A 13,691-nucleotide genomic window follows, 5' to 3' on the forward strand; every position below is an offset into this window, starting at 1 on the left:
CATGATAATGTGGTCACCGACTTTAAAGTTCTCAACATTCTTACCAACTTTTTCAACTATACCAGAACCCTCATGTCCAAGGACAACAGGGAAACTAAAGGCGGCATCACCTTTTCTAAGAGCTTCATCAGAGTGGCAAATACCAGAAGCAACAACTTTAACTTGAAGACCATCATCTTGAAGGTCAGCTAGTTCAACATCATCTTTAATAACGAATGGATCATTAACTTTATCAACTACAGCAGCTTTAATTTTCATATGTGTAAATTCCTCACTTTTACTTATTTCTAAATAACTGTGAGTGTTTTCTCATCGATAAGTATTTCACAAAATATTTTAAAAAGCAATTAAATAATTTTTAATTCCGATCGTCACCAGGCATTCTTTGATAAAATTCTTTGTATTTTTTGTAGAAATGAGTTTTATTTTTCATGCCAATATTTTCAATTATTTCATCTATAGGGAGGGTAGTTGAGGTGATTAAAGTGTGCGCTTGAATCAATCTTTGTTTAGTTAATAAATCTTTAAAGGAATCTCCGGTCTCTTTTTTTATGACATTACTCAGATAGTTTTTATTGTATTTATATTTGGACGCTAAAGATCCTAAAGAGATATTTTGATAGTCTTTTGAGATATCTTTTAAAATACTTACTATTAATTTCTGCTTGCCACTACTGCCTTCAGGAGCACTTACGTGGTAGTTTCTCACAAGTTTAGCTAATAAAATTGAGAGATATGCCTGAAGAATAGTATCTGAGAATTCTCTTTTTTCATAGTATTCCTCAATTATTTGTTCCATTGTGGTTTTTATATCCTTACTATGTTCACCTCTAAAAATCAGATACTTAGGTGTTTCTTTACCGCCACCAGATACTCGATTTAATAAGAAGTTATACACTAATGAGTTACTTTTCCTCATACCACTTAAAAAATTGATATTGATAGATTGATCTCTAAATAGGAGGTTAATTAAAATATCTTCTTCGCCCAATCTAGATATTGAGTGAGAACAACCAACATCGATCAACAAAAGATCTCCCTTATTTAAATGAATCTTTTTCCCATTAACTACTTGGTCACACTCACCATTCAACATATAATTCATTTCTAAAAATTGATGTGTGTGTTCTGGATACTCTGCAAATCTACTATGTTTACTAATATAAATGTTTCTATTACGAAAGAAATAATTGTTTAAAATTCTGAAGTCATCTTTAGAATTCGAGTGTTTTACCGCTCTTGTTGGAATATCATCTACATGTTTGCCAGTTTTTAGCTGACGATTTTCAATCAACTCGTGTTGCTTTAAACGTGCGATTGTACGCGGATTCATATAGTTACCCCCTGTAGTTTTGTCACTGATGAACTGTGTTAATGACATTTAATAATGTAAGCGCTCACTGTAAATTAGAACTTGTAACAACATGTGAGCGTTTTCTCAAAATATATTTCAGGGTGAGGTGTAGTTTATGAGTGATTCAAGTGGAAAGGGATCTTTAAAGTCAACGATGGCCGTATCGTTAACTAACTTCCTAGACTCCGGTTGTATCGTTGCCGGTGCTAGTGGTTTGACTTTATGGACTCATGAGTTTGGATTAATTAGTTTTGAAGTCGGTTTACTTGGTGCCTTGAGTGCCAATGCCTTTGGATCAGCGATTGGTGCGTTGATCGGTGGACATCTATCAGATAAGTATGGTCGTAAAGTTATTTATACTTACGATATGATTGTATATTTACTTGGTGCACTTATAGTAACATTTTCAGTTAATTTTCCAATGTTATTAGCTGGATTCATTGTAACTGGTGTCGCAGTTGGTGCCGGTGTTCCAGCAAGTTGGACTTATATCTCAGAAACTTCTGAAGATACAGATCGTGCTAGAAATATTGGTATTTCGCAATTTGCTTGGTCAATGGGACCAGCACTTATCTTTACATTAGGTGTATTGTTTGCACCACTTGGCTTGTTAGGTAACAGAATTCTATTTGCTATCTTAGCCGTAGTTGCTTTCATTGCTTGGAGCTTACAAAGAAACTTGGACGAATCCAAGGATTGGGAAGAGCAAAAAGCTAAAGAGAAACTTAGTGGTGAAAAACCACATCCTTATAAAGAACTATTTTCAAATGCAATTAATATTAAATCATTATTATTCTTGATCGGTGTATATATGTTCTGGAACCTTGTTGCTGGTGCTATGGGATTCTTCATGCCATATGTATACGAAACAGCTGGTGGTTTAACAAACCTACAAGCTAACTTGTTACAAGCTGTACTTTGGGTATTTACAGCTCTTGCTACATACTTTGGTTTTGCCAAGTATGGTGATAAAGCTAACCACAGAATTTTCTTCTTTGTTGGTGCAGCAATGGCCGCAGCTTCATGGATTATTTTAACATTTGCAGGTATGAATTGGACTAGTCTTTGGCTATTCGTTATCATCTGGGGTATTTCAGCTGGTATCGGTGCTCAAGCTTGGTACGCATTATGGGCCACAGAATTGTTCCCAACTAAATATCGTGCCGGTTCACAAGGTGTTATGTTCTTCGTTGTTCGTGCATCTGCTGGTGTTTGGTCAATTATTTTCCCAACTATTCTTTCAACAATGGGATTCAAGGCCGCTGGTACATTCATGATCGTTCTACTACTAATTTCATTAGTAATTGGTACGATTTGGACTCCACATACAAGAGGAAAATCATTGGAAGAAATTTCCAAAGAAAGATATGGAACTACTGACGGATCTGAAGCAGATTCTGATGATTCTACAAGTGGACAGGAGGTTTAATCAATGAGTAAAGCTTATGTAGCCGTTGATATTGGTGCTTCAAGTGGTCGTTTGATGCTTGGAACTTTAGATAGTGGCAAGCTTCAACTAAAAGAAATGCATCGTTTTAAGAATGGCTTTACTAAAGAAAATGGTCATGATCGTTGGAACATTGATTCAATCATTAATGAAATCTTTGTCGGCTTGGAAAAAATCAAAAAAGCTGGATATGATGATGTTCAATTAGGTATTGATACTTGGGCCGTTGACTATGTTTTGGTCGGCATGGACGGTAAGAAAGTTGAAGATCCAATTAGTTATCGTGATGCAAGAACCAAGAATGCTATGGAAGAATTAACATCTGATCTTCCAAAGAGCTATATATATAAGAAGACGGGAATTCAATTCCTAAACTTCAATACTTTATATCAACTTTATACAGAAAATAGAGAAGAGCTTGCTAAGACTGACAAGATCATGATGATTCCTGATTATATAGGATATATCTTGACAGGTAATGCTGTAACAGAAGTAACAAATGCTTCTACTACACAAATGCTTAACCTTCGTGAAGGACTCTTTGATAACAATTTGTTGGACAAAGTTCATGTTCAACAAGATCAATTCCCAAGATTAGTTGAATCAGGAACAATCTTAGGTAAGATTCGTCATAAGTGGCATACCATTTATGATTTGCCTGAAACAGAAGTTATAACAGTTGCTACTCATGATACTGCGTCAGCTGTTTTAGGAACTCCTGGTGAAGGAGATCATTGGGCATTCTTAAGTTCAGGTACTTGGTCATTACTTGGTACAGAATTGAATGTCCCTGAAAATGGTGAATTGGCATTCCAAGGTAATTATACAAATGAATGGGGTGCCTATGGTACATACCGTTTTCTAAAGAACATCATGGGACTTTGGATGGTTCAAAACTTGAAACACGAATTCGATGATAAATATAGCTTTAGTGAATTAGCTTCAATGGCAGAAAAAGTAAGTCCATTTGAGCAATACATTAATGTTAATGATGATCGTTTCGCAAATCCTGAAAACATGACTAAAGAAATTCAGGACTATTGTAGAGAACATAATGAAAAAGTTCCCGAAACTCCTGGTGAGTTGACAATGGCAGTTTATTCTAACTTAGCCTTGTATTACGCAAATGAAATACAAGAACTAAATAGAATTCTCGGTTATAAATTGGAAGCTTTAAATATTGTTGGTGGTGGATCAAATGTTGCGCTACTTAACCAATTAACAAGTACATTGTCAGATATTACAGTTTATGCTGGACCAGGCGAAGCAACAGCCATTGGTAATTTAATGGTTCAAATGATTACAAAGAACGACATCAACAATATTGCGGATGGTAGAAAAGTCATCAAGGATTCTTATCCTGTTAAGACTTTTAAGCCTGAAACAAATAAATATGGTAACACGCTCCATGAGTATCAAGATTTTTTAAACACTGAAGGGAGAGATACAGTTCAATGAAAAGAATGGGTCAAATAATGTATTTGCATAAAGATGCTTATGCCGAATACGAAAAAAGACACAATAATCTATTTCCAGAAATGCGTAAGGCTTTGAAAGAAGCCGGAGCACACAACTATTCAATCTTTTTGAATAAAGAAGATGGTATGTTGTTTACTTATCTTGAGGTCGACGATGTTGAAAAATATAATGATATTGCCAAAACAGATGCTGCCAAGAAGTGGTGGGCATACATGGAGCCTTTGATGGACACAAATCCTGATAAAAGCCCTGTAACCGTTGATTTAGACGAGCTATTTCATTTAGATTAGTAACACAATTTAGGAGGAATTATTAATGGTTAAAACTGAAGAAGTCGAAGACGCATACAAAGTTGCTAAAGAACGATACGCTGAAATTGGTGTTGATACTGAAGCAGCTATCAAACAATTAAACAAAGTTAAATTATCTGTACATTGCTGGCAAGGCGATGACATTCATGGATTCTTATTCCCAGGCCAAGAGTTAACTGGTGGTATCGGTGTAAGCGGTAACTATCCTGGTATTGCACGTACACCTGATGAATTATCTGGTGACTTAAGTGAAGCTCTTTCACTTATTCCTGGATCACACAAGGTTCAAATGCATGCTATCTATGCTGTAACTGATAAGAAGAAGGATCTTGATGAAATCGAACCAGAAGACTTCAGTTACTGGGTAGATTGGGCTAAGAAAGAAAAAATTGGATTGGATATGAACGGAACATTCTTCTCACATCCTAAGGTAAAACATAACTTTACTTTAGCAAGTCCTGAAAAAGATATCCGTGATTTCTGGATCGAACATGGTAAGAGAACTCGTGCCATTGCTAACTACTTTGGTAAAGAATTAGGTCAACAATCAGTTAACAACTTGTGGATTCCAGATGGCTTTAAGGATAATCCTATCGACAAAGCTACACCACGTCTTCGTCTAATTGAATCATTGGATGAAATTGACAAGAAACAATATGACGAAAAGAATACTATTGAAGCCTTTGAAGGTAAGCTATTTGGTACAGGTATTGAATCATATACTGTTGGTTCACACTTGTTCTACAACAACTATGCTTTGACAAGAAACAAGTTATGGACAATTGACGCTGGACACTGGCACCCAACAGAAGATGTTTCTGATAAGTTCTCAGCCTTCCTACCATTTGGTAAAGGTTTGATGCTACACGTTTCACGTCCTGTACGTTGGGATAGTGATCACGTTGTTATCTTTGATGAAGCACTTGTAAGAATTGCTCGTTCATTAGTTCGTGATAACGAATTAAGCAAGACAAATATTGGACTAGACTTCTTCGATGCCACAATCAACCGTGTTGCTGCTTGGGTTATCGGTGCACGTGCTACACAAAAGGCCTTGTTACAAGGTATGCTTGAACCAATCGATCAATTGAAGAAAGCTGAATTAAACTACGACTTCACAACAAGATTGGCTGAAACAGAAGAGCTTAAGTCATATCCATTTGGTGCTGTTTGGGACGAATTCTGTCTACGTAACGATGTACCAGTTGGTAACGATTGGCTAGACAACATTCATCAATATGAAAAAGACGTTCAATTCAAACGTAACTAAAATTAATTAGTTCATCTTCAGAAGGGAAGCAAAATAATGGAATTTAAGAATTCAAAATATGTAGAAAAAATGTGCGAAATTACTAACGAGTTATATAAACATGGCTGGGACGAAAGAAACGGTGGTAATGTCAGTCTTCGTTTAACACAAGACGAAGTAGATCAATTTGATGACCTCAACAAGGTTATTAGAAACATTCCTATTAAATTTGATGCAACCCCTCTAGCTGGACAATATTATTTGGTTACTGGTACAGGTCGCTATTTCAAGAATGTGCACAATTATCCAGAGAGAGATACAGGTTTGGTTAAGATCACTGATGAAGGTAACTCTGTTGATTTACTATGGGGCTTCAACGATGGTGGACAACCAACTAGTGAATTCCCTGCACATTTGATGACACATATTGCTAGACAAAAGGTTGATTCAAATCAAAGAGTTGTTATGCACTGTCATCCAACAAACTGGGTTGCACTATCATTCACTCGTAACTTGGATGAAAAAGAAATTAGTAAGTTATTATGGAAGATGCAAGCCGAATCATTGGTTGTCTTCCCAGAAGGTGTTGGTATCATCCCTTATATGACACCTGGTACAAACGAAATCGGACAAGCAACTGCTGATAAAATGAATGAATTTAGAGTTGTTATGTGGCCACATCATGGTATCTTCGGCTGCGGTGATAGCATGGATGAAGTTTATGGATTGATTGAAACTGTTGAAAAAGCAGCATTGATCTACACAACTATCCAAAGCCAAGGTGGAGACATCAAACAAGAAATTACAGACGACGACTTAAGAGATTTAGCAAAATCATTTGGTGTTACACCAAATCCTAAGTTCTTGTCAATGGACAAAGTAAAGTAAGCACAAAAGAGAGTGCGCCAAAGTATGGTCAACTTTCGAGCATTAAAGTAGAATACCCCAACAATCCGAGAGGATTGTTGGGGTATTCTATTTTAAGCGGAAAAAGTTATGCTTTGGTGCACGTTTATACAGCACATTTAAGAAAACAAGAGTTTATCATAATCACACTTCTACCATTTACCATTATATATAATAGTAGGGAGATATTTAATATCATACAAAAAAGCTTATCTACTTTTAATAGTAGATAAGCTTTTGTGATATTAAGCATATATAGTAGAAACTAGTTAAGTTTTTCGTCAACTGATGAATCACTTAATTCACTAGCAGCATCTTCATCAACAATAACTGTTACGTTATCTCTTGTTTGAAGAACTGATGCAGGGCAGTCGTTTGTAACTTTTTCTTCGATCATACCTTTAACAGCATCGGCTTTTTCTTTACCAAAGGCCATTAGTACGATGTTCTTACTCTTAAGAATTGAACCAATTCCCATTGAGTATGCGTAACGAGGTACATCATTTTCGTTTTCAAAGTTTCTTGAGTTTGCTTCAATAGTTGATTCTGTTAATTGAACTTTTCTTGTTTCAACGTCAAATGGTGAACCTGGTTCGTTAAAACCAATGTGACCATTGCGACCTAATCCAAGAATTTGAAGATCAATAGGATGATCGGCAATTACTTTATTGTAACGTTTTGTTTCTTCTTCAGGATCTTCTGCTTTACCATTTGGAACAAATGTTTCTGCAAATGGTTTCTTGTCAAACAAGTTTGATTGCATGAAGTAACGATAACTTTGTGGATCTTCTGGTGCAAGACCAACATATTCATCCAAGTTAACTGATGTCATCTTTGAAAAATCAACATCACTGGCAATCATTTCCTTATACATAGGGATTGGTGTACTACCAGTTGCTAAACCAAGAACCTTAGCACCATTATCCATAGCTGACTTAATAAGTTCGAATGCCTTCTTACCGGCAACTTCTTTATTACTTGTAACAATAACTTTCATTATATATGTTACTCCCTTCAGAATTATACCTCTTGTTTGGTATAGTCCAATTATAGTTGTCTTTTATAGTATCTGTCAAGAATTTACAGAAAAATTGTATAGACCAGATTTTGTCATGAATTTTTGTGCCAAAGCTATCGTTGATGGAATTTTAGGAAACGCATACAATAATTCTTGTAAGCGTTTTAAGTGCTTGGAAGGAGTGTTAAAAATATGGAGGCAGCTTCAAAAACAGACGCAAAAAAAGAAAAAACTTCTATTAAAACGAAGGTTCAACGTCTAGGTAGTAAGCTTTCAGGAATGGTTATGCCAAACATTGGTGCATTCATAGCTTGGGGACTTATTACAGCCTTATTTATGGATTCAGGTTGGCTACCAAATGCCCAATTGGCAAAAATGATCACGCCAATGGTTACATATTTATTGCCATTATTAATTGCTTTTACAGGTGGTAGCATGGTTGACGATCATCGTGGTGGTGTCGTTGGTGCTATCGCAACAATGGGTGTCATTGTTGGTACTAATATTCCTATGTTTATTGGTGCTATGATTATGGGACCTTTAGGTGGTTGGTGCATTAAGAAATTTGATGCATGGGCACAACCAAGAACTAAACAAGGATTTGAAATGCTTGTTAATAACTTCTCAGCCGGAATTTTAGGTATGTTATTAGCTATCATCGGATTCTTTGGAATTGGTCCTGTTGTTTCAGGACTTTCAGCAGCATTAGCAGTGGGTGTTGATTGGATCATCAAACGTAATCTAATTCCACTAGCAAATATCTTCATCGAACCAGCTAAGATTTTGTTCTTAAATAATGCTATTAATCAAGGTATTCTAACACCGTTAGGTATTCAAGCATCAGCATCAGCTGGTAAATCAATTCTATTCTTGCTTGAACCAGATCCAGGTCCAGGTCTTGGAGTACTATTAGCCTTTATGTTCTTTGGTAAAGGTAGTGCTAAGAGTAGTGCTTCTGGTGCCGCAATTATCCACTTCTTTGGTGGTATTCATGAAATTTACTTCCCATATGTATTGATGAAACCTGCATTATTCCTATCAGTTATCGCTGGTGGTGTTTCAGGTACATTCATGTTCAACCTATTGGGAGCAGGTTTGAAGGCATCACCTTCACCAGGTTCTATTATTTCAATTCTTCTTATGACTCCTAAGGGATTAGGAAATTATGTTGCGGTTCTAAGTGGTGTCGCTGTTGCTACAGCAGTTTCATTCTTAGTTTCAATGGTCATTTTGAAACGTGATAAATCAGAAGATACAGATCTTGAAGCTAGCCAAGCTAAAATGGCAAACATGAAGGGATCAGCTAAAGGTACTTCATCAGATGCAAGTGCTGCATCAAACGAAGATGCTCGTGCAATCCTTTCAACAGCAAACGAAGTTAACCATATTATTTTTGCTTGTGATGCCGGTATGGGATCATCTGCAATGGGTGCTTCAATTCTTAGAGATAAAGTTAAGAAAGCTGGATTGGACTTATCAGTTACAAACACAGCTATTAACAATTTGAAAGATGAACCAGGATTATTAGTTGTTACACAAGACGAATTAGCAAGTCGTGCTCTTCAAAAGACACCTACAGCTGTTCACGTCGCTGTTGAAAACTTCTTGAATTCACCTAAGTATGATGAAATCGTTACAGGTTTGAAGACTAAGGAAGTTTCAGGCACAGTTGATAGTGCTCCTAAGAGTGATGACAAAGCTAAGAAAGAAACAACAGAAGAAAGTAATATTCAAGATATAGATGTTTCAAAAATTAAAGTTATTGATTTCATCCATCATGATCAAAATGTTGGTTCTGCTACAATGGGACGTTCATTGTTCAAGGACAATATGAAGAAGTCCGGAGTAACAGGTATTAAAGTTCAACACTTGTCAGTTGGTGAAGTTGATGATGAAGAAGATGTTCTTGTAATTGCTAGTCGTGATACAGCAAAACGTATCAAATTATCATTCAAGAACGTTCAGGTTCTTGTCGTTGACAATCTAATGGATGCACCTGAGTATGATAAACTAATTGCAGAACTTAAATAATTCTGCAAGGACGAGTAAGGATGAATCTATCAAGTCGAGAGTCAGAAATATCACTATTACTATTAAAGAATCCTAATGGATTAAGTATTGCTGACTTAATGAAAAATATTCACGTAAGTCGCCGAACGATTTATCGTGAACTATCAAGTTTAGAAATAAGCTTAGCTCATTTGGCTATTAGTCTAACTAAAGAGGATGGTAATTATCGGTTGATTGGCAGTAAAGAGAATTTAGAAGAACTAAATTCTGTACTGATCCAACCAGATAAACAGACAACAATAACTTCGGTTGAGACGAGACAAAGTGCCTTAGCTTGTAAGTTATTGACTGTAAATGAAATAGTTACTATTGGTTCATTAGCCGAGGAGTTTGAAGTCAGCGTATCTACTATCACTCAAGATCTTAAAGTAATAGAAGGAATATTTAATGACTATCAGGTAGAGATATCTCGAATCAAGGCAAAGGGTATTGAAATAATTGGAAAAGAAAGTAATATCCGTCGAGTAATAAGTGGCATTCTTTCTAGTGAAATAAATGAGTATGAGTTCTTTGAATTTCTCAAAAAAGAATCTGAAATGGGCTCAGTTACTACGTCTCAGTATTTTATCAATCTATTAGATTTTGATTTGGTAAAGCAGGCTAATTTAGCCATTCAAAAGCGTATCAAAACTGATTTCTCCAATTTCTCCGATAGCCAACTCAAACAATTGATCATTATATTGTCTGTGTCCGCCAAGAGAATTGAAGATAAAAAAGTTATTACTCATTTGAATCACATAAATCAAAGTGACTTGTTTAAATATCAACACGTTGCAATTGAGCTCTTTAATCAGTTTAATGAGAAAATCAGGGATAGAATTTCATTGATGGAATTGGAATTTATGGCACAACAAATTCAAGGAATGAGCTTTTCGATTTCCAATAATGTATTGCTTGATGATTATGATTTGCAGCTTTCGTATCAAGTTAGAAATCTGATCAAACAGGTTTCTGACAGTTTTGGATATGATTTTAAAACTGATGATACATTGTTTAACGATTTAATGGCGCATATTGGATCCGCCTTAAAACGTCAGATCTCCCAGTTACCAGAGATCAATAATCCCGTTTTAAAAAATGTTATCAATAATTATCCACAGCTTTACGAAAAAGTTAAGAGCAACATGAAAGACGTATTTGACGATAGATTACCCAGTAGTGAATCTGCCTACGTATTGATTCATTTTGCATCAGCTTTTGAGCAACAACGACAAGATAAAGTAATTAGTGCATTAGTCGTTTGTGCAAATGGAATTGGAACAGCTAGGGTTCTAGAAAGTCGATTAAAGAAAACTGTACCAGAGATCAGTAATTATAAAGTTTCTCGTGTTGCAGAGTTGAGTAAATTAGATTTAAAAGAATATGATTTGATTCTTTCAACTATTTTCTTACCGGGCTTTAAGTTTCCTTATAAAGTTATTTCACCATTGCTTTTGCAAAATGAAATCAGAGAAATAAAAGATTATTTAGGTGATCAATTTGGAGCTATAGAGGTCAAGAGGGGACTTACTATTTCAAGTGACTCAAACGATCCCATAACTAAATTGAATAATCTTTATGAAGAATTAACAATTTCTAAAAAGTTATTAGAAAATATTGAAGTTAAAAAAATTGATAATCGTGATTACAACTTACAACAGACGTTGTTGTTGCTATCAAGAAGATTAAGACCGGATTTTGTTTTAGATGCTGATAAAGTAGCGACCGCTCTTTATCAAAGAATGCAGCGAGCTCCAGTTGGACTTCCTAATACCGGTATAGGACTAGTTCACACGACAAATGAAGCTATTATTGAGCCATTCTTTTCAATTTATGAATTATCTAATTCAATAGTTATAAAGGGAATGGATCATAAGGCAATGAATCTAAAAAGATGTTTCTTCATGTTGGCACCTAAAGAAATGAATGACTTTAGTGCTGAATTAATGGGAAATATCTCCAGTTCGATCATTGATAGTGAGAGTAATCTTAAGACTTATCAAAATGGCAATACAAATGAATTAAAAGAATTAGTATCGAAGTTATTTTTGGACGTTATTAAACAAAAGGATTGGAAGTGAAACGATGAAGGCTTTAGATAAAAATCTCATCAAACTTAATCAAGAAGCTAAGACAAAAGAAGATGCCATCAAACAAGCTGGTCAACTATTAGTTGATAATGGTTATGTTGAACCAGGATATATTGATTCAATGATCGACCGTAATAAGGATGTATCAGTTTATATGGGTAACTTTATAGCTATTCCACACGGAACTGAAGATGGTAAGCATTTCATCAAGAAGACTGGAATTTCAATTGTTCAATATCCAATGGGTGTTGATTTCAGTGAAGACCCAGCAGATGAAAAGCTGGTTACAGTTGTATTTGGTATTGCAGGATTAAACGGTGAGCACTTGCAATTGTTGTCATCGATCGCATTATTCTGTAGCGATATCGCTAATGTCGAAAAATTAGCTGATGCACAATCACCAGAAGAAGTAATTAATCTATTAAAGGAAGTTGATTAGGATGAACGCAGTACATTTTGGAGCAGGTAATATTGGTAGAGGATTCATTGGAGAAACTTTAGCATCTAATGGATTTGACATTCACTTTGTTGATGTTAACTCAACAATCATTGATGCCTTAAATGATAGAAAAGAATATGACATCGAATTAGCCGCAGAAGGCAAGAAGAAGATTCATGTTTCTAACGTAGATGGTATTAATAACAAAGATAATCCTGAAAAGGTTGTTTCTGCTATTGAAAATACTGACATGGTTACAACAGCTATCGGACCTAAGATCTTACCATTTATCGCTGGTTTAATTGCTGACGGTATCAGTGCACGTAAAGCTAATGGCAACAAGAAGACATTGGATGTCATCGCATGTGAAAACATGATCGGTGGTAGTCAATTTCTAAAGGGTGAAGTATACAAGCATTTGTCAGATGACGATAAGAAGTTTGCTGACGAATATATCGGCTTCCCTAATGCTGCTGTTGACCGTATTGTTCCTATCCAACATCATGATGATCCTTTAGCTGTTTCAGTTGAACCATTCAAGGAATGGGTCGTTGATGAATCACAAATGAAGAATCCATCAATCAAACTTGACACAGTTGTATATGTTAAAGACTTGGAACCATACATCGAACGTAAATTGTTCTCAGTTAATACTGGACATGCTACAGTTGCTTATACTGGTGAATATCTTGGATACAAGACAATCGGTGATGCTATTGCTGATGAAAAAGTTCTTAAACAGGTTAAAGGTGCCCTTAAAGAAACAGGTGACCTATTGATCCATAAATGGAACTTTGATCCAGCAGAACATAAAGCATATCAAGACAAGATCCTAAGTCGTTTCCAAAATAAATATATTTCAGATGACATCTTGAGAGTTGGTCGTACACCAATCCGTAAGTTAGGCTTTGATGAAAGATTTATCCGTCCAATCCGTGAATTGAAAGAACGTTCATTAGACTACAGTGTCTTATTAGATACCGTTGGTATGATTTTGACATTTGATGAAGCTAAAGATTCAGAAAGTGTTGAATTACAAAAGATGCTTAAAGAAAACAAAGCTATTGATGTAATCAAGAAAGTAACAGGTCTTAAAGATGAAGATTTAGTTAATGAAATTCTTGCATCATATGAGGCTAAGATTAATAAGTAAGAGAGCGTGCCAAGCATGGTCAGCTTTCGAGCATTAAGGCAAAAGTGGTAAGCAATCAACTGATTGCTTACCATTTTTGCTTTAAGCGGAAAAAGCTATGCTTGGTCACGCGTTTAAGCAGCATATTTAGAAGAAATAAAAGTAGTAACTAAATCTTTGTTGAATATTAATTTATTTTAAGCGGAAAAGCTATGTT

Annotated in this window: 12 protein-coding genes; 9 read left to right on the top strand and 3 right to left on the bottom strand. The window is 35.5% G+C overall.

Annotated features, from left to right (window positions below; all coding sequences use genetic code 11):
- Both FC72_RS06510 and FC72_RS06515 read right to left on the bottom strand, forming a co-directional pair.
- On the bottom strand, positions 1-258 hold a 258-nt coding region (locus FC72_RS06510; RefSeq protein ID WP_157051123.1), incomplete at its 3' end, for an alcohol dehydrogenase catalytic domain-containing protein.
- Positions 259-358: 100 nt separating this feature from the next.
- Positions 359-1,333, bottom strand: coding sequence for a helix-turn-helix domain-containing protein (locus tag FC72_RS06515; protein WP_057765997.1), 975 nt, complete (start codon positions 1,331-1,333; stop codon positions 359-361).
- Between the two features lie 136 nt (positions 1,334-1,469).
- Between FC72_RS06515 and FC72_RS06520 the strand changes: the two genes are divergently transcribed.
- Genes FC72_RS06520 through rhaD form a run of 5 tightly spaced genes read left to right on the top strand, consistent with a single transcriptional unit; the run spans position 1,470 to position 6,728 of the window.
- On the top strand, positions 1,470-2,783 hold the full coding sequence (locus FC72_RS06520; protein ID WP_057765999.1) for an MFS transporter: 1,314 nt from the start codon (positions 1,470-1,472) through the stop codon (positions 2,781-2,783).
- Between the two features lie 3 nt (positions 2,784-2,786).
- Positions 2,787-4,259, top strand: a complete 1,473-nt coding sequence (rhaB, locus tag FC72_RS06525; protein ID WP_057766001.1) for a rhamnulokinase — start codon at positions 2,787-2,789, stop codon at positions 4,257-4,259.
- Entirely contained in the window at positions 4,256-4,570 is a 315-nt protein-coding gene (gene rhaM, locus FC72_RS06530; protein ID WP_057766002.1) for an L-rhamnose mutarotase, read from the top strand. The genes rhaB and rhaM overlap by 4 nt, the downstream gene beginning before the upstream one ends.
- A gap of 25 nt (positions 4,571-4,595) precedes the next feature.
- Complete coding sequence (locus FC72_RS06535; protein WP_057766004.1) at positions 4,596-5,861, top strand: L-rhamnose isomerase; 1,266 nt, start codon at positions 4,596-4,598, stop codon at positions 5,859-5,861.
- Positions 5,862-5,897: 36 nt separating this feature from the next.
- Positions 5,898-6,728, top strand: coding sequence for a rhamnulose-1-phosphate aldolase (gene rhaD, locus FC72_RS06540; protein WP_057766006.1), 831 nt, complete (start codon positions 5,898-5,900; stop codon positions 6,726-6,728).
- Positions 6,729-7,011: 283 nt separating this feature from the next.
- On the opposite strand, the gene nagB is transcribed toward rhaD, so the two are convergent.
- A complete protein-coding gene (gene nagB, locus FC72_RS06545; protein WP_057766008.1) occupies positions 7,012-7,743 on the bottom strand; it encodes a glucosamine-6-phosphate deaminase in 732 nt (243 codons plus the stop codon).
- Between the two features lie 213 nt (positions 7,744-7,956).
- Here nagB and FC72_RS06550 point away from each other — a divergent pair, with 213 nt between their 5' ends.
- Genes FC72_RS06550 through FC72_RS06565 form a run of 4 tightly spaced genes read left to right on the top strand, consistent with a single transcriptional unit; the run spans position 7,957 to position 13,495 of the window.
- Complete coding sequence (locus FC72_RS06550) at positions 7,957-9,795, top strand: PTS mannitol transporter subunit IIBC (protein ID WP_057766010.1); 1,839 nt, start codon at positions 7,957-7,959, stop codon at positions 9,793-9,795.
- A gap of 20 nt (positions 9,796-9,815) precedes the next feature.
- Complete coding sequence (locus FC72_RS06555; RefSeq protein WP_057766012.1) at positions 9,816-11,894, top strand: BglG family transcription antiterminator; 2,079 nt, start codon at positions 9,816-9,818, stop codon at positions 11,892-11,894.
- Positions 11,895-11,898: 4 nt separating this feature from the next.
- Positions 11,899-12,342: a PTS mannitol transporter subunit IIA gene (locus tag FC72_RS06560; RefSeq protein WP_057766014.1), complete on the top strand. Its 444-nt coding sequence runs from the start codon at positions 11,899-11,901 to the stop codon at positions 12,340-12,342.
- Position 12,343: 1 nt separating this feature from the next.
- A complete protein-coding gene (locus tag FC72_RS06565) occupies positions 12,344-13,495 on the top strand; it encodes a mannitol-1-phosphate 5-dehydrogenase (protein ID WP_057766016.1) in 1,152 nt (383 codons plus the stop codon).
- The last annotated feature ends 196 nt before the right edge of the window (positions 13,496-13,691 follow it).

The sequence above is a fragment of the Companilactobacillus tucceti DSM 20183 genome, from assembly GCF_001434665.1.
GTDB classification, from domain to species: Bacteria; Bacillota; Bacilli; order Lactobacillales; family Lactobacillaceae; genus Companilactobacillus; species Companilactobacillus tucceti.